Source organism: Streptomyces sp. NBC_00094 (genome assembly GCF_026343125.1).
Taxonomy (GTDB): domain Bacteria; phylum Actinomycetota; class Actinomycetes; order Streptomycetales; family Streptomycetaceae; genus Streptomyces.
Genome location: NZ_JAPEMB010000001.1, coordinates 3,401,649 through 3,428,634, shown reverse-complemented (window position 1 = coordinate 3,428,634; position 26,986 = coordinate 3,401,649). Strand labels below are relative to the sequence as shown.

The following is a 26,986-nucleotide window of genomic DNA, read 5'->3' as shown; positions in this document are numbered from 1 at the left end:
CCCAACTCCCTTGTGGTTACCGGGAGTACGGTGGTGTGGCGGCCGGGCCCCCGGTCGCGTCCGGGGTCGTGCCGGGCGTCGCGTCCGGGGTCGCGTCCGGGGTCGGCCAGGGGGTCGCGCCCCCCTCGTACAGCTCGCGGTACGAGGGGAAGTCGCCGCCCGGGCCGCGCTGCCCGCCGGGGGCCGCGAGCAGGGCCCGGACGATCGCCCGGGTCACCAGGTCCGCGCCCGCCGCCAGGATCTCGTTCAGGGCCAGCGGACCGGCCTCCTCCGGGAGTTCGCGCCGTCCGGTGGCGAGCGTGAAGACCGTGTCACCGTCGTTCATCAGGTGCACAGGACGCACCGCGCGCGCGATGCCGTCGTGCGCCGTCCCCGCGACCTTCTGCGCCTGCGCGCGCGTGAGCACCGCGTCCGTGGCGACGACGGCGAGCGTCGTGTTCAGCGGGGGAGGGGCGGCCGCCGCCCGGGCCTCCGCGAGCCTCCGCAGCGCCGCCTCGTGCACCGCCTCCGCCGGGACGTCGGGCAGGCCGCGGCCCTCGAACCAGCTCCCGTACGGGACGCCCGTCGCCGGGTCGACGGCCGACCCGACCGCGTTCACGACGACCAGGGCGCCGACGGTGATCCCCGACTCCAGGACCGTGCTCGCCGTCCCCACCCCGCCCCGCAGCCCGCCGACGACGGCCCCGGTGCCCGCACCGACCGCGCCCGTCTCCACGCGCGCGTGGTCCCCGCTCGCGTCGGCCGCCTCCACCGCCGCGCGGCCCGTCGCCGCGTCCGGCCGGGCCCGGAAGTCACCGCCCCGCCCCAGGTCGAAGACGCAGGCGGCGGGCACCACCGGCACCACGTGCGAGGGGTCGGGTCCCACCCGCACGCCCCGGTGCCGCTCCTCCAGCCAGGCCATCACCCCGGCGGCGGAGTCCAGGCCGTACGCGCTGCCGCCGGTCAGGACGACCGCGTCGATCCGCTGGACCACGTTCCGGGGGTCGAGCGCGTCCGTCTCCCGTGTGCCGGGCCCGCCTCCCCGGACGTCCACGGCGGCGACGGCCCCGCCCTCCGGGGCCAGGACGACGGTGGTGCCGCTCAGCGCCCCGGGCCCGGCCACGCGCGCGTGCCCCACGCGTACTCCGCTCACGTCGGTGATCGCGTCCCGGCCGTCCGCCGCCGTCGCCGCCTTCGTCGCCGCCTTCTCGGGCTGTGTCATGCCCTCTCCCTACCACGGGGCTCGGCTCGGCGCGCGTGCGCCGTACAGCCCCTGGCCGGGCCCGCGTTCACCCCGCGAGGAGGGCGCCGACCTCCCCGACGAGCCGCGCACCGAGCGGGGCGCCTCAGGCGGCCGGCGCGCGGGTTGCCGGGTTCCGGGCGGTCAGTGTCACCCCGGTCGCGACCGTGGCCGCCGCGACGAGTCCGGCGGCGAGGACCGCCCAGCCGCCCGCGAACGTGCACAGCAGGATCGCCGCCGACGCCACGGGCAGCACCAGCTGCTGGGCGACGCCGACCTTGAAGTAGCGGGCGTGCAGCAGCCATACGGAGAGCAGGAACACGGCCGACGGGATGGTCACGGCGGCGGACGCGGCGAGCGTCGAGAGGTGCGCCTCGCCGACCGCCTGCTCCACGGCGATCTCCAGGCCCGCACCGACGGCGGCGGCCGAGGCGAAGATGACGTAGTGGCCGTAGCCCCACAGGAAGCCCTGGCGACTGGAGGTCAGCCGGTCGTGGGCGGGCACGACGAAGTAGATCCACCAGGCGGCGAAGACGAGGAGGAGGCCGCCGACGGCGATCGGCAGGAGCTCGCCGAGGGCGTCGTTCTCGACGACGCCGGACTTCACGGCGACGGTCGCGGCGGCGACGGTCTCGCCGAGCACGATGATGGTGAACAGGCCGTACCGCTCGGCGATGTGGTGCGGGTGCCAGGTGCTGGGGGCGTCCTTCTCCGCGTACACGGGCACGGCCATCTCCGCGAGCGCCATGACGAGGAAGATCCAGCCGCGGGCGGGCTCGGGCGCGAGGACCAGCGCGAGCCAGCCGATCTGGACGGCGACGACCCCGCCCGCGTACCGCCGGCACATCGTCCGCTCGGCGGGGTCGGTGGCGTGGTGGGCGGCGCGCAGCCACTGGAAGGCGAGGGCGAGCCGCATGACCAGGTAGCCGAGGTAGACGACGAGGAAGTCGTGGTCCTGGAAGGCGCGTGAGACGCCGGCGGCGAGGACGAGGACGCCGGCGATCTGGACGAGGGTGACGACGCGGTAGAGGACGTCGTCGTTGTCGTAGGCCGAGGCGAACCAGGTGAAGTTCATCCACGCCCACCAGATCGCGAAGAAGACCATCGCGTAGTTGACGATCCCCTCGCCGGTGTGGCCCTCGGCGACCGCGTGGACGAGCTCGGCGCCGGCCTGCGCGACGGCGACGACGAAGCAGAGGTCGAAGAAGAGTTCCAGGGGGGTGGCGGCCCGGTGCGACTCCTCGCGGGAGCGCGAGGTGAGGGGGAGGAACGGTTGTGTCATGCGCCCCAGCACAGCAGAGGGGTCGGCGCGTCCTGCCGCATGCCACGCGGTACGGGGTCGGTGTCGCGGGACGTGGGGGCGGGAGCGTGGGGCGCGTACGGCGGCAGGGACAGGCCCGTACGGGATAGGTGTCGCGGGACCCGTACGGCGCGGGACCTAGGGGGTGTCTTGTAGATCAGGCCGGGCTCGCGGGGTCTGATCTACAAGACACCCCTAGGCCGCGGGTCCCTCCGACCCGCCACTGACGGGACCTAGGCCCGCCCGGCCGGCGACCATCGGCACTCACCTCCCCCTTATGCCGGGGCGCAGCCTGGAAGAGCAAGGAGAGTCTGCGAAAAGGCAGGGAAGCGCCATGAGTTCCGTAGTCCGGTCCCAGGAGCAGGGCAGCAGAACGGCGAGCGGGCCGCCCGCCTCGTACGACACGGAGCAGTACCGCCCCGGCAGGCCGATCACCGACTGGGAGCCCGAGAACGAGCTCTTCTGGAAGTCCATCGGCAGGAAGGTCGCCACCCGCAACCTGTGGATCGCGGTCCCGGCGCTGCTCGTGGCCTTCGTCGTCTGGCAGGTCTGGTCGGTCACCGCGACCAACCTCAAGGACGTCGGCTTCGGCTTCTCCACCTCGCAGCTGTTCTGGCTGACGGCCATCCCCGGCCTCACCGGCGGCACGGCCCGGATCCTCTACACCTTCCTCGGCCCGATGGTCGGCCAGCGCCGTTTCACCGCGCTGTCGACGGTCGTGCTGATCGTGCCGCTGATCTGGCTCGGCATCGCCATCCAGGACCCGACGACCCCGTACGGCGTGATGGTCGCCATCGCCGCTCTCTGTGGCATCGGCGGCGCGAACTTCGCCTCCTCCCTCGCCAACATCGGCTTCTTCTTCCCCAAGGCGAAGAAGGGCAGCGCGACCGGCATCAACGGCGGTCTCGGCAACCTCGGTGTCTCCGTCGTCCAGCTCCTCACGCCGATCGTCATCACCTGGTCGACCATCGCGATCGGCTCCGCCCAGCACAAGGCCGACGGCACCCCCGTCTACCTGCAGAACGCCGCGTTCCTCTGGGTCCCGGTCCTGCTGGTGCTCGCCGCCGTCGCCTGGTTCGGGCAGAACGACCTCAAGGTGGCCTCGACCCCCTTCAGCCGGCAGAAGATCATCTTCAAGCGCAAGCACAACTGGCTGATGACCTGGCTGTACGTCGGCACCTTCGGCTCCTTCATCGGCTTCGCCGCCGCCCTGCCGATGCTGATCAAGACCACGTTCCCGGACTACTCCGTCGCCACCTACGCCTGGATGGGCCCGGCCGTCGGCGCCCTCGCCCGCTGGGGCGGCGGCTGGATCGCCGACAAGTGGGGCGGCGCCCGGGTCACGATCCTGTCCTTCGTGGGCATGGCCGTCGCCATCGTCGGCGTGATCAATTTTCTGCCCTCGGGCAGTGACGGCGGTTCCTTCTACGGCTTCTTCTTCTGCTTCCTCGCCGCGTTCTTCTTCTCCGGAATCGGCAACGGATCGACGTTCCGGCAGATACCGGTGATCTTCCGCGGCACCCACCTCAAGGGCCTTGAGGAAGGCACCCCGGAATACGCCAGGGCGCTCAAGCAGGCGGAAATGGAGTCGGGTGCCGTCACCGGATTCACCTCGGCCATCGCCGCCTACGGATTCTTCTTCATCCCGGCCCTCTTCGGCTCGGTGGCCGTGACCAGCGCGATGTGGGGCTTCGTCGCCTTCTACCTCAGCTGCACGGTCGTGACCTGGTGGTTCTACGCCCGCAAGAGCGCCGAGGCGCCCAGCTGAGCCCCCCTTTCCCCACGGAGGAGAAGGCCCCGCCACGGCGGGGCCTTCCGGCATACCCGGAACAGGACCAAAGGCCGTCGACCGGTGACCAACGCCGACCGGAACGACCGGTCGGCAGGAGTGAAATGGAAGGAGGAAACGACGCGATCGAATGAAGCGAAGAAGGCGGTGCGGGCAGTGACTGCGACCCCTGCTGAGGCAACGGCAATGGCGAACGAGCAGGCCTGGAAGGGCTTCAAGGGCGGGCTCTGGCGCGACGCCGTCGACGTCCGCGACTTCATCCAGCAGAACTACACCCCGTACGAGGGCGACGACTCCTTCCTGGCCGGGCCCACCGAGCGGACCACCGCCGTGTGGAAGGTCATCACGGACAGGTTCCCGGAGGAGCGCGCCAAGGGCGTCCTCGACGTCGCGTACGACATCCCCTCCACCATCACCGCCCACGCCCCCGGCTACATCGACCGCGACAAGGACCTGATCGTCGGCCTCCAGACCGACGCCCCGCTGAAGCGCGCGATCATGCCGTACGGCGGCTGGCGCATGGTCGCCGGCGCCCTGGAGACCTACGGCTACCCGGTCTCCGCAGACCTCGAGAAGGTCTTCACCGAGTACCGCAAGACCCACAACGCCGGTGTCTTCGACGCGTACACCCCCGAGATCCGCGCCGCCCGCAAGGCCGGCATCGTCACCGGCCTCCCCGACGCCTACGGCCGCGGCCGCATCATCGGCGACTACCGCCGCGTCGCGCTCTACGGCGTCGACCGGCTCATCGCGGTGAAGAAGGAGGAGAAGGAGGAGCTCAACGCCCTCCCCGCCGGGAACCGTTCGCTGGAGGAGACCATCCGCCTCCGTGAGGAGCTCTCCGAGCAGATCCGCGCCCTCGGCGAACTCAAGGCGATGGCCGCCTCCTACGGCCACGACATCTCGGGCGCCGCCGCCAACGGCCACGAGGCCGTCCAGTGGCTGTACTTCGCCTACCTCGCCGCCGTGAAGGAGCAGAACGGCGCGGCGATGTCCCTCGGCCGGACGTCCACGTTCCTCGACGTCTACCTCCAGCGCGACATCGAGGAGGGCCTCCTCACCGAGGAGCAGGCGCAGGAGATCGTCGACGACTTCATCATCAAGCTCCGCATCGTCCGCTTCCTGCGCACGCCCGAGTACGACGAGCTGTTCTCCGGCGACCCCACCTGGGTCACCGAGTCCATCGCCGGCATGGGCGAGGACGGCCGCCCGCTGGTCACGAAGACCTCCTTCCGCTACCTCCAGACCCTCTACAACCTCGGCCCGGCCCCCGAGCCGAACATGACCGTCTTCTGGTCGCCGCAGCTTCCGCAGGGCTTCAAGGAGTTCTGTGCCCGGGTCTCCATCGACACCTCCTCCGTCCAGTACGAGTCGGACGAGCTGATGCGCCCCCGCTTCGGCGACGACACCGCCATCGCCTGCTGCGTCTCCGCGATGCCCGTCGGCAAGCAGATGCAGTTCTTCGGCGCCCGCGTGAACCTGGCCAAGACCCTCCTCTACGCGATCAACGGCGGCCGCGACGAGAAGTCCGGCGCCCAGGTAGGCCCCGTCGGCGGCGGGCCCATCACCGCCGAGGTCCTCGACTACGACGAGGTCATGGCCCGGTTCGACGAGCAGATGGAGTGGCTCGCGAGCGTGTACGTGCACGCCCTGAACGTCATCCACTACATGCACGACCGGTACGCCTACGAGCGCGTCGAGATGGCGCTCCACGACCGCGACGTGCGCCGCACCATGGCCTGCGGCATCGCCGGACTCTCCGTCGCCGCCGACTCCCTCGCCGCCGTGAAGTACGCCGAGGTCACCCCGGTCCGGGACGAGACCGGTCTCGCCACCGACTACGTGGTCGACGGCGAGTACCCGGCGTACGGCAACAACGACGAGCGCGTCGACGAGATCGCCGTCCGGCTCGTCGAGGAGTTCATGCGGAAGGTGCGCAAGCACCCGACGTACCGCGACGCCGAGCACACCCAGTCCGTGCTGACCATCACCTCCAACGTCGTCTACGGCAGGAAGACCGGCAACACCCCCGACGGGCGTCGCGCCGGCGAGCCCTTCTCGCCGGGCGCCAACCCGATGAACGGCCGCGACACCCACGGCTACGTGGCCTCGGCCCTCTCGGTCGCCAAGCTCCCGTACGAGGACGCCGAGGACGGCATCTCGCTCACCAACACCGTCACCCCCGACGGTCTGGGCCGCACCCCCGAGGAGCGGATCAAGAACCTCGCGGGCGTCCTCGACGGCTACATGGCGAGCGACGGCTTCCACATGAACGTCAACGTCCTCAACCGCGACGTGCTGATGGACGCCATGGAGCACCCGGAGAACCATCCGCAGCTGACCATCCGGGTCTCCGGATACGCGGTCAACTTCGTCCGGCTCACGCGCGAGCAGCAGCTCGACGTCCTGAACCGCACCTTCCACGGCTCGCTGTAGCCCTGGGGGTGTCTTGCCCTCACCCCGGCCCCGGGCCGTGCCCGACACCCTCCGAAGGAGGTCCTGCCATGACCAGCCTCACCATCGGACCCGCCACCCCGGCCGCCGCGGCGACCCACCGGCCCTCCGAGGGCTCGGTCCACTCCTGGGACCTGTCCACCGGTGTCGACGGACCCGGCACCCGCTTCGTCACCTTCCTCTCCGGCTGCCCCCTCACCTGCCTCTACTGCCACAACCCCGACACCTGGAAGATGCGCAACGGCAAGAGGACCTCCGCCGACGACGTGATCGCCGAGGCGCGCAAGTACGTCCGCTTCATCGCCGCCTCCGGTGGCGGAGCCACCCTCTCCGGCGGGGAACCGCTCCTCCAGCCCGTCTTCACCGGCGAGCTCCTGCACCGGATGAAGCACGAGCTCGGCCTCCACACGGCCCTCGACACCTCGGGCTTCCTCGGCGTCCGCGCCACCGACGCCTTGCTCCGCGACACCGACCTCGTCCTTCTCGACATCAAGTCCTGGGACCCGGACACGTACAAGAAGGTCACCGGGCGGCCGCTGCGGCCCACCCTGGACTTCGCCCGGCGCCTCGCCGACCTCGGCCAGGAGGTCCACGTCCGCTTCGTGCTCGTCCCGGGGCTCACCGACGACCCCGCCAACGTCGAGGGAGTCGCCGCCTTCGCCGCCGGCCTCGGCAACGTCTCCCGCGTGGACGTCCTCCCCTTCCACAAGCTGGGCGAAGCGAAGTGGCAGGCACTCGCCAAGCCGTTCACCCTGCACGACACCCCGTCCCCGACGCCCGAGCAGGTCGCCGATGCCCGCGAGGTCTTCCTCTCCCACGGCCTGCACGCCGTCTGAGCGACGCGCTCACCCCGCCACCTCGCAAAACAGGACGAAAGGGTACGCCCGCCCTTAGCGTGGCCGCGTGACCGAGCCACCGCAGACAGCCGAGCCGAGCCCCGCCCCCGGAGACCCGACTCCCGGAGACACCGCCCCCGCGTCCGCGGACCTCGCGCCCGGGGCCCCCGCGGCCGCCGGCCCCGAGCCGCAGACCCCCGCCGCCGTGCGCCGCCGCGCCTCCCTCACGGGCGCCGTCGTCTCCGTGCTCCTGATCCTCGCGATCGTCTTCGGCAGCCGCCTCCTCCGCGACTTCGACTCGGCCCTCCTGCCGTACGCCGTCGCCACGGTCTTCCTCGCCTTCGGCGTCGCCTACCGGTACACCGTCTGGATCTCCGCCCCCGGCGCCCGCCGCCTCTTCCGGCAGGGCTGGCGCTCCTTCTTCTCCGCCGCGAACTTCCGCAAGGCCCCCACCGCGCTGCCCCGGATGATCGCCACCTACCTCGGCTTCCAGAAGTTCCTCGGTGCCCGCTCGCACGCCCGCTGGGCCGCCCACCAGCTCGTCTTCTGGGGCTGTCTGCTCGCCGCCGCGATCACCTTCCCCCTCACCTGGGGCTGGTTCACCTTCACCTCGTCCACCGGCTCGGGACCCGGCTACGAGATGCGGATCTGGGGCTTCAAGGTCATCGGCTTCGACGCCCTCAGCGTCCTCGGCTGGCTCATGTTCCACGGACTCGACATCGCGGCCGTCCTCGTCATCGCCGGCGCCTCCTACTTCCTCTGGCGCCGTATGAAGGACCGCGGAGCCATCACCGGCCAGCGGTTCGCCTACGACCTGGTGCCCCTCATCGCCCTCATCGTCATCTCCGTGACGGGGCTCCTGCTCACCTTCTCGTCGATCTTCCTGCACGGCGGCGGCTACGAGTTCCTCGCCATCCTCCACATGGTGTCCGTGGTCTTCACCCTCATCTACATCCCCTTCGGGAAGTTCTTCCACATCGTCCAGCGGCCCGCGGCCGTCGGCATGCAGCTCTTCAAGTACACCTCGCGCCGCCAGGACGAAGAGGTCCTCGCCTGCCGCCGCTGCCACGAACCCATCGACACCGCCCCCTACGTCGAGAACCTCCAGGGCACCATGCGCGACCTCGACCTGGGCTTCGACGAGTGGACCGAGTACTGCCCCCGCTGCAAGCGCGTCCTCCGCGGCAGCGCCTACCTCGACCACGTGAAGAAGGGCTTCAAGTGACCGCGACCGACCCCGTGACCACCCCCGGGCGGCCGGTGCCGCTCGATCCCTCCCTCGCTCCGCCCGGCACCCGCAACTTCCGCGACGCCGGAGGCATCCCCGCCGACCGCTGGCACGCCGACCAGAACGGCGAGACGCTCGTCCCCACCCACTGCTGCTTCTGCGGCGTCCAGTGCGGCATGTACCTCCGCGTCGACCGCGGAGGCAAGGTCTTCGGCGTCGAACCCCGCAACCACGACATCAACCGGATGCGGCTCTGCCCCAAGGGCATCAACGCCTACCAGCAGGTCAACCACCCCGACCGGCTCACCGCACCCCTCATGCGCAAGAACCGCGACGAGGAGTTCCGCGAGGTCAGCTGGGAGGAGGCCCTCGACCACACCGTCGCCGAGATCCGCCGCATCCAGGGCGAGTACGGCAACGACGCCTTCGGGCTCCTCGGCGGCGCCAGCCTCTTCTCCGAGAAGACCTACCTCGTCGGCAAGTTCGCCCGCGTCGCCCTCAAGTCCCGGCACGTCGACTACAACGGCCGGCTCTGCATGGTCTCCGCCGCCGGCGCCAACAAGCTCGCCTTCGGCATCGACCGAGCCGGCAACCCCTTCTCCGACATCCTCCTCACCGACTGCCTCCTCATCGCCGGCTCCAACGTCGGCGAGTGCTTCCCCGTCATGACCCAGTACCTGTGGGGAGCCCGCGACCGGGGCGCGACCCTCATCGTCATCGACCCCCGAGAGACGGCCGTCGCCCGCACCGCCGACGTCCACGTCGCCCTCAAGCCCGGCACGGATTCCGCGTTCTTCAACGCCGTCCTCCACGTCGTCGTCGCCGAAGGCCTCACCGACGAGGCCTACCTCGCCGCCCACACCACCGGCTGGGACGAGGTCAGGAAGACCGTCGCCGACTATCCGCCCTCCCGCTCCGCCACGATCTGCGGCGTCCCCGAGGAGCAGATCGTCCAGGTCGCCCGCATGTTCGCCGGCGCGGGCAAGGCCATGGCCTGGCACGCCCGCGGCGTCGAGCACCACTCCCAGGGCGTCGAGAACTGCCTCTCGATCATCAACCTCTGCGTCGCCACCGGGAACATCGGCAAGCCCGGCGCCGGCTACGGCACCATCACCGGCCAGGGCAACGGCCAGGGCGGCCGCGAACACGGCCAGAAGTCCGACCTCCTCCCCGGCGGCCGCTCCATCACCAACCCCGAGCACCGCCGCCAGATCTGCGAGATCTGGGGCGTCGACGAGGCCGAGCTCCCCCTCGCCGGCACCTCCATGATGGAGATGGTCTGGCAGATGCAACGCCAGGAGATCCGCGGACTCGTCGGCATCTGCAACAACCCCTTCGTCTCCCTTCCGAACTACGCCACCGTCAAGGACGGCTACGACACCCTCGAGTTCCACGCCCAGTTCGACTTCTTCCTCTCCGAGACCGCCGCCAACGCCCACGTCGTCTTCCCCGTCACCGTCTGGGCCGAGGACGAGGGCGTCATGGCCAACGCCGAGGCCCGGGTCGTCAAGCACAACAAGGCCCAGGAACCCCCCGCCGGCGTCCGTACCGACACCTGGGTCATGTGCGAACTCGCCAAGCGGCTCGGCGCCGGGGACAAGTTCGACTTCCCCGACTCCCGCTCCGTCTTCGAGGAGCTCCGCGTCGCCTCCGCCGGCACGGTCAACGACTACTACGGCATCACCTACGAACGGCTGGAGGAGACCGGCGGCATCGCCTGGCCCTGCCCGAGCACCGAACACCCCGGCACCCCGCGCCTCTTCGAGGACGGCAGGACGTACCACGCCGACGGCAAGACCCATATGCAGGTCGTCGAATGGCACCCGCCGATGGACCCGTACAGCGAGGAGTACCCCCTCTCGCTCACCACCGGCCGGACCGTCGCCCACTTCCTCTCCGGCAACCAGACCCGCCGGCTCGGCGCCCTCGTCGAACAGACCCCCCGCCCCTGGGTCGAGGTCCACCCCTCCCACGGCTTCCGCAACGGCGACCCCGTCCGCGTCGTCACCCGCCGCGGCAGCGAGGTCTTCCCCGCCCTCGTCACCGAGGCCATCCGCCCCGACACCGTCTTCATCCCCTACCACTGGCCCGTCCCCACCGCGGCCAACGCCCTCACCATCGACGCCCTCGACCCCCGCTCCAAGATCCCGGAGTACAAGGTCTGCGCGGCCCGCATCGAGGCCGCCGAACGCGTCGACGAGGTCCCCGCCCCGCCCACCGCCCCCGGGCACCGGGCCTACCCGGAGACCCAGGTCTCCCGCACCGACCCGCTGCCCCCCACCTCCCCCCAGGGCCGCGGCACCGCGGAGAGGAGCTGACCCGCACATGATGGGCCGCACGATCTTCATCGACCCGGGCCGCTGCATCGGCTGCCAGGCCTGCGTCTCCGCCTGCCGCGAATGCGACTCCCACCGCGGCAAGTCGATGATCCACCTCGACTACCCCGACGAGGGCCACTCCGTCGCCTCCCTTCCCACCGTCTGCATGCACTGCGAGGACCCCGTCGCCCCGTGCGCCGAGGTCTGCCCCGCCGACGCGATCCTCGTGACCGCCGACGGTGTCGTGCAGCAGGCCGACACCACCCGCTGCATCGGCTGCGCCAACTGCGTCAACGCCTGCCCCTTCGGCGTCCCCAAGATCGACCTCCAGGCGAAGCTCCAGATGAAGTGCAACCTCTGCTACGACCGCACCGCCTACGGACTCGCCCCCATGTGCGCCACCGTCTGTCCCACCGGCGCCCTCTTCTACGGAACCCTCGAAGAGCTCCAGGCCGAACGCCCCGGCGTCCAGGTCGCGGACTCCTTCACCTTCGGCTCCACCACCGTCACCACCGGCGTCGCGATGGTCGTCCCCGCCGACAAGGTCCAGTGGCCGGTCCCCGGAGGGCTCCCCGTCGTCGAGATCAATGGGGTGGACGTGAGCGAAGCGAACTCGAACAAGGGTGGCGGCGGGCGACGGGAGGGAGTCCGATGAGCGTCACCGACCCCCAGCCGCCGGCGCCGGACCCCCGCGCCGACGCGGCCCAGGAGGCGCTCCGCGACCGGATCGCCGCCGACTCCCTCACCACCCGCCGCGACTACCTGCGGATCGTCGCCACCGTCTCCGGCGGCCTCGCCGTCGGCGGCGTCGCCGTCGCCTCCGGCATCCTGCACCGCCACGGCGACAGCGACGAGGCACCCGAGATCAAGAAGGTCGCCGACCGGATCGAGCCGGGAGAGTCGCTCGCCTTCCGCTACCCGGGCGACGAGGACAGGGCCATCGCCGTCCGCATGGACGACGGCACCCTCGCCGGCTACTCCGCCGTCTGCACCCACCTCGCCTGCGCCGTGTTGTGGCGCAAGGAGCGCGGCAGCGAGGGAGAGCTGTACTGCCCCTGCCACGAGGGGATCTTCGACGCCCGTACGGGAGAGGTCACGGCGGGACCGCCGCCGAGGGGCCTGCCGAAGGTCCTGCTCGTCGAGCAGGTCGACGGCAGCGTCTGGGCGATCGGCACCGCCCGCTCGGGCGAGAGCGCCGTCGAGGGCTTCTGCCGCCAGAACGGCGACGACCGCCCGGGCTGCCCCGGCTTCGGCGCCGGCGGCCCGGCCGGCCCGAGCGCGGTCCCGAGCGGCGCCGACGGGAAGACGGCCGAGAGGAGTGAGCGGACATGAGCGAGACCCCGTTCCCCCGGGACCCCGGGGCGCCGGAGGCACCGGAACCCCCGCCGCCGCCCGCGTACACCCCCGGCAGCGCCCAGCCCCGCCTGAACCGGCCGGTCCACGAGCGCTATCCGCAGATCCGCCCCACCAGCGGCTACGGCGACCCCCGCGTCCGGCACACCGGCCCGGGCCCGGGAGCCGGTACGGAGCAGGAGCCGGAGCGCTCCTCGAAGCTGTCCGCGCGTCTCGCGCTGGCGCTCACGGTCGTCATCGGCCAGCTCTGGGGGCTGACGATCGTGGTGGACGAGTGGATGTCCGGCGACACCGGCACCGCGTGGTGGGGCGCGGGCTTCCTCGTCCTGTCGTTCCTGGTGGTGCTCGGCCTCTGGCTCATCGACCCGAAGGACCGCTGATCAGCGGGGTACGGGGCGGGGGAGCGGGCGTACCCTGAAGGCATGAGTACCGCCCCCGCCCACGGACCGCGAGACGCGAAGCGGCCCGGCTCCAGGCCCAGTCCCGAGAACACGCCGAAGCCGGTACTCGTCTTCGACGATCCGCTGGACCAGCAGTCCGCGGACGACACGGACCGCGGGTGGGGCGAGCGGCCTCCGGCCGGCAGCGACAGCGCCGCCGACCTCGCGCGCTTCCTCGACGAGAAGCCGCCGCACCACCTCTGATTCCGGCGTGCTCCGCCGGTCAGGAGGTGGGGTGCGTCCCCGTGCCACCGCCGGAGCCCGAACCGGAGCCCGTGCCCGTCCCCGTGCCCGTCCCCGTGGAGTGGTTGCGCTGGGCGACGAGGTGGTCGCGGATCTCCTTGAGCACCTCCAGCTCGCTGATCTCCATGGTCTCCGCGACGCCTTCCTTCGCCTTGTCGTGCGCGGCACGCTTGGCGAGGATCTTGGCCATCGGCAGGACCATCAGGAAGTAGACGACGCCCGCGGTGATGATGAAGCTCAGGACCGCGCTGAGGACCAGGCCCCACTGGAGCTGGACGCCCTGTACCTCGCCGTTGACCACCACGCAGGTGCCCTTGATGCAGGACGAGTAGCTCTCCAGGTCCTTCGTGCCGAAGGCGCCGACGACCGGGTTGATGATGCCCTTGACGACCGAGTTCACGATGTTGGTGAACGCGGCGCCGATCACGACCGCGACCGCCAGGTCGATCACGTTGCCGCGCATCAAGAAGGCCTTGAAGCCTCCGAGCAAGCTTTCCTTCTTCTCGGCCACCAAGGTGCCTTTCGTTCTCGTCGTGTGTGCTGTGTGCGGAGCCATTACGCCGTGAACGGCGCAGAGGCGTCCAATCCGTACACACGGACCGGCGACTTGACAGTGAGTCAGTGCGAATCAGCACAGCGTCACCGCCAGTTGGGACGTGACACCGGCACCTGCCAGCACCGCCGCGGTCGACCGTGGCACGGACAGGACGACGAGTGCCCCTCCGTCCGAACGAGTCTCGCCCGCGCGTGGAACTTCGGCCACTCGGGCGCCCGTCGCGACCACGCGGGCCTCACCGGCTTCGCCCATCGGGGAGTTGGGCGCGGCGATCACGTCGACCCGGTCTCCGGGGCGCAGCAGCCGTACCGTCTCGGCGTCGGCGATCCGCACCGGCGCGGACACCAGCCGGACGGCGGCGGGCGGCCGTGCCCGAGGCGTCACGCCGGGCCCCGGCGGCGAGACCCCCGGAGCCGCACCCGCACTCGAACCCGCACCCGAACCGGCGCCCGAAACCGAGCCCGCGCTCGCGGCGGCCAGGGCCGCGACCGTGAGCACCAGGAGCACGACCGGGGTACGCCGCCCCCGGCGCAGGGCCCTCAGCGGCCCGCGCCGGCCGCCCCCGCTCCGTACCGGCTCGAAGGCCGGCACGGAACACGGCGCCGGAACGGAGGAAAGGGAATGCGTGGTCATCGGGGTACCGCCTGTCCTGGTCGGGAGAAGGGCCACGCCCCACCTTCCCGGCCGTCCCGCGTCCCCGCTCCGACCTGTGGATCACCCACCGTCTGTGGACAACTCCCTCACCCCTGAGGAGGAGGGGAGGCCTCGCCGGGCGGCCCTACGGCAGTGCGATCCCCAGGTCCCAGCCCGCGTGCGCCTCCGTGCACAGGCAGTCCCGGTCCGCCGTCGCCGGGAGCGCGCCCACCGCGTCGAACAGCACCTCCCGCAGCCGTCCCACGTTCTCGCCGAACACCCGCAGCACCTCGGTGTGGGAGACGCCCTCGCCGGTCTCGGCGCCCGCGTCGAGGTCCGTGACCAGCGCGAGCGAGGTGTAGCAGAGGCCCAGCTCGCGGGCGAGGACCGCCTCGGGGTGGCCGGTCATGCCGACGACCGACCAGCCGGCGGCGGCGTGCCACCGCGACTCGGCCCGGGTGGAGAAGCGGGGCCCTTCGACGACGACCATCGTGCCGCCGTCCACCGGCTCCCAGTCCCGCCCCCGGGCGGCCTTGACGGCGGCCCGCCGCCCGTCGGGGCAGTAGGGGTCGGCGAAGGTCACGTGGACGACGTTGGGCACGGCTCCGTCGGACCGCCGCTCCCCGTCGAAGTACGTCTGTGCCCGGCTCTTCGTCCGGTCGACGAGCTGGTCCGGTACGACGAGGGTGCCCGGCCCGTACTCCTCGCGGAGCCCGCCGACGGCGCAGGGCCCGAGGACCTGCCGTACGCCGAGGGAGCGCAGCGCCCAGAGGTTGGCGCGGTAGTTGATCCGGTGGGGCGGGACGGAGTGGTCCCGGCCGTGGCGGGGGAGGAACGCGACCTGCCGGCCGGCGATCGCGCCGAGGAAGAGGGAGTCGCTGGGGCTGCCGTACGGGGTGTCCACGGACACCTCCGTGACGTCCTCCAGGAAGGAGTAGAAGCCCGATCCGCCGATCACGCCGATGTCCGCGTACGCACCATGGGTCGTCATGGCCGTCACCCTACGGGCGCCGCCGGAAAACGCCGAGGGCCCCGTCGCGCACGGCGACGGGGCCCTCGGTGAGGCAACGGATCAGGCGGCCGAGGTCGAGCTTCCGGCGCTCGACGACGACGAAGAGGTCGAGGACGCGGACGAAGCGGTAGAGGTCGACGACGCGGCCGGCTTCGAGTCCGAAGAGGACGTCGAGGACGACGGGGTCGAGGACTTCGACGCGGCCGGCGAGCTGCTGGACGACGAGCCGCGGCTGTCGTTCCGGTAGAAGCCGGAGCCCTTGAAGACGATGCCGACGGCCGAGAACACCTTCTTCAGGCGTCCCTTGCAGCTGGGGCACTCGGTCAGCGCGTCATCGGTGAACTTCTGCACCGCCTCGAGGCCTTCGCCGCACTCGGTGCACTGGTACTGGTAGGTCGGCACTGTGACTTCCTCCTGGCACTCTCACTCGTTGAGTGCTAACAATTTTCCATAGTAGCGGCTGCCGCCAGTCGATCGGAGTAAGATTCGTCACCTGCTCCGGCAGCGGTCAGGGCTTGGCCGTCACAAGAGCCTGCGGGCTCAAGTGAGAAGCCGCCTCCAGTAGGCGGAGGAGTCACACTGACGTATTCCGTGGAATCGTCACGCATTTCCGACTGCGACAGGATCGCGGTCGACCGTGCCCCGCGCGACCGTACGGGTCGCGCGGGCCGGCGCCAGCCGCGACCGGAGGGCGACGAGCGTGCCCAGGGCGAGGACGGTGCCGACGGCCGGCACCAGGAACCCGGCGCTCGAACCCTGGGAGTCGGCGAGGCGGCCGGCGACCGTGACGGCCGCGGCCTGGCCGAGCGCGACGGCGCCGGTGAGCCAGGTGAAGGCCTCGGTACGGGACGACGCCGGGATCAGGGTCTCGACGATCGTGTAGCCGGTGATCAGGGCGGGGGCGATGCACAGGCCCACGACCAGGCCCAGGGCGCCGAGGAGGAGCACCGAGTGGGCGGTCCACAGCAGGGAGGCCGCGATCGTGAGGCCGGCGTAGCCGAGGATCAGGCGGCGGCGGGGGCCGGTCTTCCAGGCTACGGCGCCCATCGCGATGCCGGCGAGCATGTTGCCGGCGGCGAAGATCCCGTACAGCAGGCCGTTGGCGCCCGGGTTGCCGATCTCCTCGGTGAAGGCGGTCAGCGAGACCTGCATTCCGCCGAAGACGGAGCCGATGCCGAGGAAGGCGACGATCAGGACGCGGACGCCGGGGATGGAGAGGGCCGAGCGCCGGGGTCCGGCGGCGTTGGCCGCGGAGATCCCGAACGGCGGCTGGGTGGCGCGCTGCGCGGCGAAGAACAGGCCGCCGACGAGGGTGAGGGCGGCCTCGGCGATCAGGCCCGCGGCCGGGTGGATGCCGGTGCACAGGGCGGTCGCGAGGACGGGGCCGACGACGAAGGTGAACTCGTCGGTCACGGACTCGAAGGCCGCGGCCGTCGGCATCAGCGGCTTCCCGTCGAGCTTCGCCGCCCATCGGGCCCGGACCATCGGTCCGACCTGGGGGACGGAGGCGCCGGCGGGCACGGCGGCCAGGAACAGCGCCCAGAGCGGGGCGCCGGCCAGGGCGAGGACCACGAGCAGCACGACCGAGGCGGTGTGGACGAGGACGCCGGGGATCAGGACGGCGCGCTGGCCGTACCGGTCGGCGAGCTTGCCGCTCTGCGGGGCGAACAGCGCCATCGAGACGCCGGTGACGGCGGCGACGGCGCCGGCGCTGCCGAAGGAGCCGGTGGTGTGCTGGACGAGAAGGACGATGCCGATGGTCAGCATCGCGAAGGGCTGCCGGGCGGCGAACCCGGGGAGCAGGAAGGACAGCGCACCGGGGGTGCGCAGGAGCTGCCCGTAGCCGGGCCGCTTGTCCGAGATGACCGTGGACGCCACGGTCCTGGCCTTTCTGCCGCCTGGTAGCGCGTCCCGTGCACGGTGGTGCGGGTGTCGCCGAGAGCTGTCCTCATGCGCGGAACTGCGGTAGATACCGGGCCGGCCTCCTTGCGGAGGAGGCGCCTCGGCCGCCATACGGTCGCGCCAGCTCTGCGTCAGGCAGAGTTGGTTCGATCAGGTGTGCCTTCATGCTACAGGGGAGAGCGTCTTCCCGCCTGGGAAAACGCTCCCGCACCTGAATTAATGCCTGCGATTAACCGGCTGTTTTCTTCGAGGAGCCACTGCCGTGGCGGTTTTCGCCACCGTCATGGCCGCCGTGGCCGCCGTCGCGACGGCCGTGGCTGCCTTCGCGACCGCCTCCGCCGCCTTCGTGGCCTTCGTGGCCGCCGGGAAGGTGGAAGCGCATCGCCGTGGCGCTGGGCTTCGTGGCCGCCGTGGCGCCCCCCGTACCCAGCCAGCCCGCGAGCTTGCCGCCCTGTCCGACCGCCCGCAGGCGCCGCTCCGTGGCGTCCCGCACCGGGTCGGTCGCGACGACGAGGAGCTCGTCGCCGCGGCGCAGGACGGTCGCGGGGCCCGGTACGAAGCTCTTCTCGTCCCGTACGACGAGGGTGACCGCCGCTCCGGCCGGGAGCCGCAGCTCGGCGACCTCGACACCGTGCATCCGGGAGCCCTGCGGGATCGCGACGGAGAGCAGGTGGCCGCGGAGCCGCTCCAGGGGGGCCGATTCGACGCCGAGGTCGGCGGCCTCCGCGGAGTCGCCCAGCTTCAGCGCCTTCGCCAGCCAGGGCAGGGTCGGTCCCTGGACCAGGGTGTAGACGACGACGAGGACGAAGACGATGTTGAAGATCCGCTCGCTGCCCTCGATCTGCCCCACCATCGGAATGGTGGCGAGGATGATGGGGACGGCTCCGCGGAGGCCGGCCCAGGACATGAGGGCCTGCTCCTGCCAGGGGATCCGGAAGGGCGCCAGGCTGACCAGGACCTCCATCGGCCGCGCGACCATCGTCAGGACGAGGCCGATGACGACGGCGGGCCAGAAGTCGTGCACCAGCTCGTGCGGGGTGACGAGCAGGCCGAGCAGGACGAACATGCCGATCTGGGCGATCCAGCCGAGCCCCTCGGCGAAGCCGCGGTTGGCGGGTGCGTGCGGCAGTTTGGCGTTGCCGAGGACCATCGCGGCCAGGTAGACGGCGAGGAAGCCGGAGCCGTGGGCCAGGGCGCCCGCCGCGTACGCCACCACCGCGATGGCCATGACGGCGATCGGGTAGAGGCCGGAGGCGGGCAGGGCGATGTGCCGCAGGCCGTACGCGCCGAGGAAGCCGACGGCGAGGCCGACGGCGACGCCGATGGCGAGCTCCAGGGCGATCGTGCCGACGAGGACGTACCAGGCGTCGACGGGTCCCGCGGTGGAGAAGGCGACGACGAGGATGACGACCGGGGCGTCGTTGAAGCCGGACTCGGCCTCCAGGACACCGGTGACCCGGGAGGGCAGCGGCACCTTGCGCAGCACGGAGAAGACGGCGGCGGCGTCGGTGGAGGAGACGACGGCGCCGATGATCAGCGCCTGCTGCCATTCGAGGCCGACGAGGTAGTGGGCGGCCGTGGCCGTGATGCCGACGCTGACGGCGACGCCGACGGTGGAGAGGACGACGGCGGCCGGCAGGGCCGGCTTGATCTCCTTCCACTTCGTGCCGAGGCCACCCTCGGCGAGGATCACGACGAGGGCGGCGTAGCCGATGACCTGGGTCAGCTCGGCGTTGTCGAAGGCGACGTTGCCGATGCCGTCCTGCCCTATCGCGATGCCGATCCCGAGGTAGAGCAGCAGGCTGGGGAGCCCGCTCCGCGACGAGATCCGCACGGCCGCGACGGCGATCAGCAACACCAGCGAGCAGATGAGCAGAAGTTCGTTGAGCTCGTGGACAGTCAGTGGCCGTTCCTTCCCCTCGCATGCAGCTGGATCGTTCCTCCAGCGGCCGACACTTCGTTACCTTACCTAATCTTTAACGTTTTCTTGACGCCTCCTTTGCATCGGGCCGCTCATCAGTACGGTTCTCTTCCTGACACCGCGTCCGGGCCCTCCGGACGCTGCGCCTAAGGTTGCTCCCGTACTCCAGGACCACCCTGCCCCTCGAAGGACAGCGATGCCCTCCAACACGACCGCGCCCCCCGCCAAGAAGAAAGGGCGGCGCGTCCGCCTGCTCCTCCTCGTCCTGGTCCTTGCGCTGGTCGCGGGCATCGGATTCGCCGGGTACTGGGGTGTCACCACCGTCCGGGCCTCGTTCCCGCAGACCACCGGCGAGATCCGGATCGACAGCCTCTCCGGCGACGTCGAGGTGAAGCGCGACGCGAACGGCGTCCCGCAGATCTACGCGGACAACGAGACGGACCTCTTCCGCGCCCAGGGCTACGTCCAGGCGCAGGACCGCTTCTACGAGATGGACGTCCGGCGGCACATGACCGCGGGCCGGCTCTCGGAGATGTTCGGCGAGGGCCAGGTCGACACCGACGCCTTCCTGCGCACGCTCGGCTGGCGCCAGGTCGCGCAGCAGGAGTACGACAAGGTCCTGTCGGCCGAGACGAAGAAGTACCTCCAGGCCTACGCGGAGGGCGTCAACGCCTACCTGAAGGACCGGGACCCGGCGGACATCTCCGTCGAGTACGCGGCGCTGGCCTTCACCAACGACTACGCGATCGAGCCGTGGACCCCGGTCGACTCGGTGGCCTGGCTCAAGGCGATGGCCTGGGACCTGCGCGGCAACATGCAGGACGAGATCGACCGCTCGCTGATGACGAGCCGGCTGAGCGCGAGCCAGATCAAGCAGCTGTACCCGGCGTACCCGTACGCGCTCCACCAGCCGATCGTCGACCAGGGCGCGGTCGACGAGTCGACCGGCTCCTTCGACCCGACGGCGAAGGCCGGCGAGGCCGACGGCGCGACGACGGGCGACACCCCGGGCACGGGCCCCGGCGGCTCCTCCGGTTCGTCCTCCCAGGGCGGCGGCGTGGACGCCCAGCTCAGCGGGCTCTCCGAGGTCCTCGACAGCATCCCGGCCCTCCTCGGCCCCAACGGCAACGGCATCGGCTCGAACTCGTGGGTCGTCGCCGGGAGGTACACGACCTCCGGCAAGCCGCTCCTCGCCAACGACCCGCACCTCGCGCCGATGCTGCCGTCCCTCTGGTACCAGATGGGTCTGCACTGCCGCTCGGTCTCGGCCACCTGCCGCTACGACGTCGCCGGCTACACCTTCTCGGGCATGCCCGGCGTGATCATCGGCCACAACGACAAGATCGCCTGGGGTCTCACCAACCTCGGCGCCGACGTCACCGACCTCTACCTGGAGCGGATCGGCCCCGACGGCTACCTCGTCGACGGCAAGGTCAAGCCCTTCACGACCCGCGAGGAGACCATAAAGGTCGCCGGCGGCGAGGACCGGAAGATCACGGTCCGCTCCACCGACCGCGGCCCGCTCGTCTCCGACCGCTCCTCCGAACTGGAGAAGGTCGGCCAGAAGGCCCCCGTCGGCAACGCCGCCCCCGACCGCGGCACCGGCTACGGCGTCTCCCTCCAGTGGACCGCGCTCCAGCCGGGCAAGTCGATGGACGCGATCTTCGCGCTCGACCGCGCCAAGGACTTCACCACCTTCCGCGCCGCGGCCCGGAACTTCGAGGTCCCGTCCCAGAACCTGATCTACGCCGACACCGCGGGCAACATCGGCTACCAGTCCCCGGGCAAGATCCCGCAGCGCGGCAAGGGCGACGGCACCCTCCCGGCGCCGGGCTGGGACTCCACGTACCGGTGGAAGGGGTACATCCCCTTCGCGCAGCTGCCGTACGAGTACAACCCCGACCGCGGCTACATCGTCACCGCCAACCAGGCCGTGATCGACGAGAAGACCTACCCCGACCTGCTCACCAAGGACTGGGGCTACGGCTCGCGCAGCCAGCGGATCAACGACCTCATCGAGTCGAAGATCAAGGACGGCGGCAAGATCTCGCCGGACGACATGCGGACCATGCAGACGGACAACCGCAGCGAGATCGCGACCCTGCTCAACCCGCTCCTGCTGAAGGTCGACATCTCGGACCCGTACGTCCGCGAGGCGCAGAAGCTCCTGGAGGGCTGGGACTACACCCAGGAGCCCGACTCGGCCGCCGCCGCCTACTTCAACGCGGTCTGGCGCAACGTCCTCAAGCTCGCCTTCGGGAACAAGCTGCCCAAGGAGCTGCGCGCCGAGGGCGACTGCATCACCGTGCGCCCGGCCGACGCCACCGGCCCGGTCGACGAGCAGAACAAGCTCGTCCGCGAGTGCGGCCAGCGCGACCCCGACTCGGCGCAGCCGGACGGCGGCGACCGCTGGTACGAGGTGGTCCGCCCGCTCCTCAAGCAGGAGGACAGCGAGTGGTGGACGAGTCCCGGCAGCCGCACCGACGCGGCCACCGAGACCCGTGACCAGCTGCTCGCCCGGGCCATGAAGGACGCCCGCTGGGAGCTGACCGCCAAGCTCGGCAAGGACGTCTCGACCTGGAGCTGGGGCCGGCTGCACCAGCTGACCCTGAAGAACCAGACCCTCGGCACCGCCGGCCCCGGCCTCGTGCAGCAGCTCCTCAACCGCGGCCCGTGGAACCTGGGCGGCGGCGAGGCGGCGGTCGACGCGACCGGCTGGAACGCGGCCGGCGGCTACGAGGTGATCTGGGTGCCGTCGATGCGGATGGTGGTCAACGTCGGCGACTGGGACAAGTCCCGGTGGGTCAACCTGACCGGGGCCTCGGGCCACGCCTTCGACCCCCACTACACCGACCAGACGGACGCCTGGGCGAGGGGCGAGCTCTTCGACTGGGCCTACGGCAAGGCGGCGGTCGACGCGGCGACGAAGGACACGCTGGTCCTCAAGCCGTAGGGGTCGTCGGGAAGCGGCTGACCCCCAGCGGGGTCACCACCGCGTGGACGGGGTGGTCGTGCGGTTCCTCCGGGACCCGGGCGACCACCTCGTCCGCGTACAGGAGCACCACGAGGGCCGGGTCGGCGCCCGCCCGGGCGAGCCGGGCGAGGACCCGGTCGTACGAGCCGCCGCCCCGTCCGAGCCGCATCCCGCGCCCGTCGACGGCGAGCCCGGGCAGCAGCACGGCGTCGGCGGCGCAGACGGCCTCGGGGCCGAGGCGGGGCCCGACCGGTTCGAGGAGCCCCCGGCCGGCCTTCGCGAGCCGCTCGGGACCTTCGTACGCGGCCCAGTCCAGGTCGTTGTCGGGGAGCAGCACGGGGAGCAGGACCCGCACCCCGCGCGCGTGCAGCGCGTCGAGCAGCGCGCGCGTGCCCGGCTCGCGGCCGACGGACACGTAGGCGGCGACGGTGGACGCCTCCGCGAGTTCGGCCAGTTCCACTCCCCGGCGGGCGAGGGATTCGGCCGTGTGCGCGAGGGCTTCGGGGCTCAGGGCGGCTCGGGCGGCCAGAAGTCGACTGCGGAGCATGGTCTTTTCGGACATCTCGGGTGTCATGACGGCCTCATGTGAATTCACGAAACTCTCGTAACTGTCTTTATGTGGAGGAAGTTAATCGGAGCCACATCTTTCTCTCATTCCGAACGACTAAGGTGCACCGCATGAATCAGTCGCTCCCCAGGCTCGGCCGGATCAGCAAGGCTGTCATCCCGGCCGCCGGACTCGGCACCCGCTTCCTCCCGGCGACCAAGGCGACGCCGAAGGAGATGCTGCCGGTCGTCGACAAGCCGGCCATCCAGTACGTCGTCGAGGAGGCCGTCGCGGCCGGCCTCTCGGACGTTCTGATGATCACCGGCCGGAACAAGCGTCCCCTGGAGGACCACTTCGACCGGAACTACGAGCTGGAGGAAGCTCTGATGCGGAAGGGCGACGACGAACGCCTTTCCAAGGTCCAGGAGTCCAGCGACCTCGCCACCATGCACTACGTGCGCCAGGGCGCCCCGCGCGGGCTCGGCCACGCCGTGCTGTGCGCGGCCCCGCACGTCGGTGACCAGCCGTTCGCGGTGCTCCTCGGTGACGACCTGATCGACCCGCGCGACCCGTTGCTCGCGCGGATGGTGGAGGTCCAGGAGCGCGAGGGCGGCAGCGTGATCGCGCTGATGGAGGTCGAGCCCGCGCAGATCCACCTCTACGGCTGCGCGGCGGTCGAGGCGACCGTCGACTCGGACGTGGTGCGGGTGACGGACCTGGTCGAGAAGCCGGAACCGGCGGAGGCGCCCAGCAATTACGCGATCATCGGCCGCTACGTACTGGATCCGGCCGTCTTCGGGATGCTGCGGGAGACCGAGCCGGGTCGCGGTGGCGAGATCCAGCTGACCGACGCCCTGCAGAAGCTGGCCACCGACGAGAAGATCGGCGGGCCGGTGCACGGTGTCGTGTTCAAGGGGCGCCGTTATGACACCGGTGACCGCGGGGACTATCTGCGTGCCATTGTCAGACTCGCGTGCGAACGTGAAGATCTGGGACCGGACTTCCGGGCCTGGCTCCGGAGATACGTCAGCGAGGAGATGTAGGACCTTGAGCAGCAGCGCGACACCGTCGTCGTCAGGCGAGCACCCGTCCGACGGCCACGGCCACGGCCACGGCCACGGCCACGGCCACGGCCACGGCCACGGCCACGGCCACGAGCACGGCCCGGCGGACCCCTGCGCGGGTCCGGCCGGCGGCCTGTGGTCGGTGGACGAGCACCTGGCCGACATCCTCGCGACGGTCGGCCCGCTCGAACCCATCGAACTCCAACTCCTCGACGCGCAGGGCTGCGTCCTCGTCGAGGACGTGACGGTGCCGGTCGCGCTGCCGCCCTTCGACAACAGCTCCATGGACGGGTACGCGGTACGGGTCGCCGATGTCGCCGGTGCCACCGAGGAGTTCCCCGCCGTCCTCACGGTCATCGGGGACGTCGCGGCCGGTGACGGCGGGCTGCCCACGGTCGGCCCCGGCCAGGCCGCCCGGATCATGACGGGCGCCCCGCTGCCGCCCGGCGCCGAGGCCGTCGTCCCCGTCGAGTGGACCGACGGCGGTACGGGCGGGGGCGCGGCCACCGGCATGCGCGCCGCGAGCTCCGCCCCGGAGGGCGCGGGCGGCGAGGTCCGGGTGCACCGGGCCGCCGAGGCCCGCGCGCACGTCCGCGCGCGCGGCAGCGACGTCCGGGCCGGGGAGCTGGCCCTCGCGGCGGGCACGGTCCTGGGGCCGCCGCAGATCGGGCTCCTCGCGGCGATCGGCCGGGGCACGGTCCGCGTGCGGCCGCGTCCGAGGGTCGTGGTCATCTCCACCGGCAGCGAGCTCGTCCAGCCCGGCGAGCCGCTGGGCGAGGGCCAGATCCACGACTCCAACAGCTTCGCGCTGGCCGCGGCCGCGCGGGACGCGGGCGCCCTGGCCTACCGGGTGGGCGCCGTCACCGACGACGCCGAGACGCTGCGGGCCACGATCGAGGACCAGCTCATCCGGGCGGACCTGATCGTGACGACGGGCGGGGTGAGCGTCGGGGCGTACGACGTGGTGAAGGAGGCGCTGGGCGCCGACGGGCAGGTCGACTTCCGCAAGCTGGCCATGCAGCCGGGCAAGCCGCAGGGCTTCGGCGCGATCGGCGCCGAGCAGATCCCGCTCCTCGCGCTGCCGGGCAACCCGGTCTCCTCGTACGTCTCCTTCGAGCTCTTCGTGCGGCCCGCGATCCGGGCCCTGATGGGCGTCGAGGACCTGCACAGACCGACCGTCACGGCGGTCCTCACCGCGGACAAGGCGCTGTCGTCGCCGGCCGGCCGCCGTCAGTTCCTGCGCGGCGCGTACGACCCGGAGGCGGGCACCGTCACTCCGGTGGGCGGCGCCGGCTCGCACCTGATCGCGGCCCTCGCGCACGCGGACTGCCTGCTCGTGGTCCCCGAGGAGACGGACAGCGTGGAGCCGGGCAGTGAGCTGGAAGTGGTCCTCCTCGGCTGAGGGGGCGAGGGTGGGGGTACGGTGTCGTCCCCATACAGCGACCGGGAGTGTCACGGCCATGAGCACGCAGCAAGGTCTCACCCACATCGACGAGGCGGGTGCGGCCCGCATGGTCGACGTCTCCGCGAAGGACGTCACGGCCCGCACGGCGCGGGCCAGCGGCCGGGTCCTCGTCTCGCCGCGCGTGATCGAGCTGCTCCGCGGCGAGGGCGTCCCCAAGGGCGACGCGCTGGCGACGGCCCGGATCGCCGGGATCATGGGGGCGAAGAAGACCCCCGACCTGATCCCGCTCTGCCATCCGCTCGCCGTCTCGGGCGTCACGCTGGACCTGGCGGTCACGGACGAGGCCGTCGAGATCCTGGCGACGGTGAAGACGACGGACCGCACGGGCGTCGAGATGGAGGCCCTGACGGCGGTCTCGGTGGCGGCCCTGACCGTCGTCGACATGGTGAAGGCGGTTGACAAGGGCGCGGTCATCTCCGACGTACGGGTGGAGGAGAAGACGGGCGGAAAGTCGGGCCACTGGACGCGGAGCGGATCGTGACGCGCGCGGGCCGGGTGGCGGGAGCACACGTCCACGAGGCCGAGGCGCCGACGAGCGAGTCGCTCCCGGCCGTGCTCGGCGGTGCCTTGTCCGCCCCGTACTCCGCCCTGGTCGTCACCGCCTCGAACCGCGCCTCGGCCGGCGTGTACGAGGACAAGGGCGGTCCGCTGATCGCCGAGGGCCTGGCCCGGATGGGCTTCGCCGTGGACGGCCCGCAGATCGTCCCGGACGGGGCGCCGGTGGAGGCCGCGCTGCGGGCGGGGATCGAGGCGGGGTACGACGCGATCGTCACCACCGGCGGTACGGGCATCTCGCCCACCGACGAGACGCCCGAGGTCACCCGCCGGGTCCTGGACCGCGAGATCCCGGGCATCCCGGAGGCGATTCGCGCGTACGGCCGGGAGAAGGTGCCGACGGCGGCGCTCTCGCGCGGCCTCGCGGGGGTCGCGGGCGGCACCCTGGTGGTGAACCTGCCGGGTTCGCCGGGCGGGGTACGGGACGGGCTCGCGGTCCTGGAGCCGCTGCTGCGGCACGCCGTCGACCAGATCCGCGGCGGCGACCACCCGAGACCGTCATGATCCCGCCCTGGCCCGTGGTCCTGGTGGACGGGGACGTCGTCCTCCGTCCGATAAAGATGGCCGACCAGCGGGCCTGGCGCGAGGTGAACCGACGTAATCGCGAGTGGCTGCGGCCCTGGGAGGCGACGGTGCCGCCGGCGGCACCGGGCGGCCCGGTCGCGCAGCGGCCGACGTACCGTCAGATGGTGCGTCATCTGCGGTCGGAGGCGAAGGCCGGCCGGATGCTGCCGTTCGTCATCGAGTACCAGGGGCGGCTCGTCGGTCAGTTGACCGTGGCCGGGATCACCTGGGGCTCGATGTGCTCGGGCCACGTGGGGTACTGGGTGGACAGCGAGGTGGCCGGGCGCGGGGTGATGCCGACGGCGGTCGCGCTCGCCGTCGACCACTGCTTCCGCGCGGTCGGGCTGCACCGCATGGAGGTCTGCATCCGTCCGGAGAACGGCCCTTCGCGCCGCGTCGTCGAGAAACTCGGCTTTCGCGAGGAGGGGCTGCGCCCCCGCTATCTCCATATCGACGGCGCGTGGCGGGATCATCTGGTCTTCGCGCTGACGGTGGAGGAGGTGCCGGAGGGGCTCGTCCGGCGTTGGCGTCAGACGAGAATGAAATAAGTGTTCGAATTCAATCGGTAGTTGCACGCAAACGATCTGAACAATCACAAAAAAGTTCAGTGATA

Annotated in this window: 24 protein-coding genes; 15 read left to right on the top strand and 9 right to left on the bottom strand. The window is 71.4% G+C overall.

Going from position 1 to position 26,986, the window contains the following annotated elements; all coding sequences use genetic code 11:
* Positions 1-16 precede the first annotated feature (16 nt).
* On the bottom strand, positions 17-1,201 hold the full coding sequence (locus tag OG580_RS14785) for a P1 family peptidase (RefSeq protein WP_267044139.1): 1,185 nt from the start codon (positions 1,199-1,201) through the stop codon (positions 17-19).
* Positions 1,202-1,325: 124 nt separating this feature from the next.
* Entirely contained in the window at positions 1,326-2,501 is a 1,176-nt protein-coding gene (locus OG580_RS14780) for a low temperature requirement protein A (RefSeq protein WP_267044138.1), read from the bottom strand.
* Positions 2,502-2,853: 352 nt separating this feature from the next.
* Between OG580_RS14780 and OG580_RS14775 the strand changes: the two genes are divergently transcribed.
* The 9 genes from OG580_RS14775 (at position 2,854) to OG580_RS14735 (ending at position 13,141) form a co-directional block, all read left to right on the top strand.
* Positions 2,854-4,287, top strand: a complete 1,434-nt coding sequence (locus OG580_RS14775) for an MFS transporter (RefSeq protein ID WP_267044137.1) — start codon at positions 2,854-2,856, stop codon at positions 4,285-4,287.
* A 207-nt stretch (positions 4,288-4,494) separates the two neighbouring features.
* Positions 4,495-6,744 (top strand): formate C-acetyltransferase, encoded by a 2,250-nt coding sequence (pflB, locus tag OG580_RS14770; RefSeq protein WP_267044136.1) that lies wholly within the window; start codon positions 4,495-4,497, stop codon positions 6,742-6,744.
* A 68-nt stretch (positions 6,745-6,812) separates the two neighbouring features.
* Positions 6,813-7,598, top strand: a complete 786-nt coding sequence (gene pflA / locus OG580_RS14765) for a pyruvate formate-lyase-activating protein (protein WP_267044135.1) — start codon at positions 6,813-6,815, stop codon at positions 7,596-7,598.
* A 205-nt stretch (positions 7,599-7,803) separates the two neighbouring features.
* Positions 7,804-8,823, top strand: a complete 1,020-nt coding sequence (locus OG580_RS14760) for an MFS transporter (RefSeq protein WP_267048008.1) — start codon at positions 7,804-7,806, stop codon at positions 8,821-8,823.
* Positions 8,820-11,144 carry a molybdopterin oxidoreductase family protein gene (locus OG580_RS14755; protein WP_267044134.1) on the top strand — a complete coding sequence of 775 codons (2,325 nt, stop codon included), beginning with the start codon at positions 8,820-8,822 and terminating at the stop codon, positions 11,142-11,144. The genes OG580_RS14760 and OG580_RS14755 overlap by 4 nt, the downstream gene beginning before the upstream one ends.
* Before the next feature lie 7 nt (positions 11,145-11,151).
* On the top strand, positions 11,152-11,799 hold the full coding sequence (locus OG580_RS14750; protein ID WP_267044133.1) for a 4Fe-4S dicluster domain-containing protein: 648 nt from the start codon (positions 11,152-11,154) through the stop codon (positions 11,797-11,799).
* Positions 11,796-12,476 carry a ubiquinol-cytochrome c reductase iron-sulfur subunit gene (locus OG580_RS14745; RefSeq protein ID WP_267044132.1) on the top strand — a complete coding sequence of 227 codons (681 nt, stop codon included), beginning with the start codon at positions 11,796-11,798 and terminating at the stop codon, positions 12,474-12,476. Before OG580_RS14750 ends, OG580_RS14745 begins: the two co-directional genes overlap by 4 nt.
* Positions 12,473-12,877, top strand: a complete 405-nt coding sequence (locus tag OG580_RS14740; RefSeq protein WP_267044131.1) for a hypothetical protein — start codon at positions 12,473-12,475, stop codon at positions 12,875-12,877. Before OG580_RS14745 ends, OG580_RS14740 begins: the two co-directional genes overlap by 4 nt.
* A gap of 42 nt (positions 12,878-12,919) precedes the next feature.
* Entirely contained in the window at positions 12,920-13,141 is a 222-nt protein-coding gene (locus OG580_RS14735) for a hypothetical protein (RefSeq protein WP_267044130.1), read from the top strand.
* Positions 13,142-13,160: 19 nt separating this feature from the next.
* Here the strand turns inward: OG580_RS14735 and mscL are convergent, their stop codons facing one another.
* From mscL to OG580_RS14705, 6 genes are all read right to left on the bottom strand, one after another.
* Complete coding sequence (gene mscL, locus OG580_RS14730; protein ID WP_267044129.1) at positions 13,161-13,736, bottom strand: large conductance mechanosensitive channel protein MscL; 576 nt, start codon at positions 13,734-13,736, stop codon at positions 13,161-13,163.
* Between the two features lie 72 nt (positions 13,737-13,808).
* On the bottom strand, positions 13,809-14,369 hold the full coding sequence (locus OG580_RS14725; RefSeq protein ID WP_267044128.1) for a hypothetical protein: 561 nt from the start codon (positions 14,367-14,369) through the stop codon (positions 13,809-13,811).
* Between the two features lie 145 nt (positions 14,370-14,514).
* The gene (locus tag OG580_RS14720) at positions 14,515-15,360 is read right to left on the bottom strand and encodes an S-methyl-5'-thioadenosine phosphorylase (RefSeq protein WP_267044127.1); all 846 of its coding nucleotides are present in this window, start codon (positions 15,358-15,360) and stop codon (positions 14,515-14,517) included.
* A gap of 81 nt (positions 15,361-15,441) precedes the next feature.
* The gene (locus OG580_RS14715; protein ID WP_267044126.1) at positions 15,442-15,783 is read right to left on the bottom strand and encodes an FmdB family zinc ribbon protein; all 342 of its coding nucleotides are present in this window, start codon (positions 15,781-15,783) and stop codon (positions 15,442-15,444) included.
* A 198-nt stretch (positions 15,784-15,981) separates the two neighbouring features.
* Positions 15,982-17,259, bottom strand: coding sequence for an MFS transporter (locus OG580_RS14710; RefSeq protein WP_267044125.1), 1,278 nt, complete (start codon positions 17,257-17,259; stop codon positions 15,982-15,984).
* A 253-nt stretch (positions 17,260-17,512) separates the two neighbouring features.
* Positions 17,513-19,144: a potassium/proton antiporter gene (locus tag OG580_RS14705; RefSeq protein WP_267048007.1), complete on the bottom strand. Its 1,632-nt coding sequence runs from the start codon at positions 19,142-19,144 to the stop codon at positions 17,513-17,515.
* A 256-nt stretch (positions 19,145-19,400) separates the two neighbouring features.
* On the opposite strand from OG580_RS14705, the gene OG580_RS14700 reads away from it, so the two are divergent.
* On the top strand, positions 19,401-22,157 hold the full coding sequence (locus OG580_RS14700; RefSeq protein WP_267044124.1) for a penicillin acylase family protein: 2,757 nt from the start codon (positions 19,401-19,403) through the stop codon (positions 22,155-22,157).
* On the opposite strand, the gene OG580_RS14695 is transcribed toward OG580_RS14700, so the two are convergent.
* Positions 22,147-22,752, bottom strand: coding sequence for a 5-formyltetrahydrofolate cyclo-ligase (locus OG580_RS14695; RefSeq protein ID WP_267044123.1), 606 nt, complete (start codon positions 22,750-22,752; stop codon positions 22,147-22,149). The genes OG580_RS14700 and OG580_RS14695 overlap by 11 nt on opposite strands.
* A gap of 104 nt (positions 22,753-22,856) precedes the next feature.
* Here OG580_RS14695 and galU point away from each other — a divergent pair, with 104 nt between their 5' ends.
* The 5 genes from galU (at position 22,857) to OG580_RS14670 (ending at position 26,921) form a co-directional block, all read left to right on the top strand.
* Positions 22,857-23,768, top strand: a complete 912-nt coding sequence (gene galU / locus OG580_RS14690; RefSeq protein ID WP_267044122.1) for a UTP--glucose-1-phosphate uridylyltransferase GalU — start codon at positions 22,857-22,859, stop codon at positions 23,766-23,768.
* A gap of 154 nt (positions 23,769-23,922) precedes the next feature.
* A complete protein-coding gene (gene glp, locus OG580_RS14685; protein ID WP_267048006.1) occupies positions 23,923-25,191 on the top strand; it encodes a gephyrin-like molybdotransferase Glp in 1,269 nt (422 codons plus the stop codon).
* A 58-nt stretch (positions 25,192-25,249) separates the two neighbouring features.
* Positions 25,250-25,735, top strand: a complete 486-nt coding sequence (gene moaC, locus OG580_RS14680; RefSeq protein ID WP_024754798.1) for a cyclic pyranopterin monophosphate synthase MoaC — start codon at positions 25,250-25,252, stop codon at positions 25,733-25,735.
* A gap of 71 nt (positions 25,736-25,806) precedes the next feature.
* Positions 25,807-26,313, top strand: coding sequence for a molybdenum cofactor biosynthesis protein B (locus tag OG580_RS14675; protein ID WP_267048005.1), 507 nt, complete (start codon positions 25,807-25,809; stop codon positions 26,311-26,313).
* Entirely contained in the window at positions 26,310-26,921 is a 612-nt protein-coding gene (locus OG580_RS14670) for a GNAT family N-acetyltransferase (RefSeq protein WP_267044121.1), read from the top strand. Before OG580_RS14675 ends, OG580_RS14670 begins: the two co-directional genes overlap by 4 nt.
* Positions 26,922-26,986 lie beyond the last annotated feature (65 nt).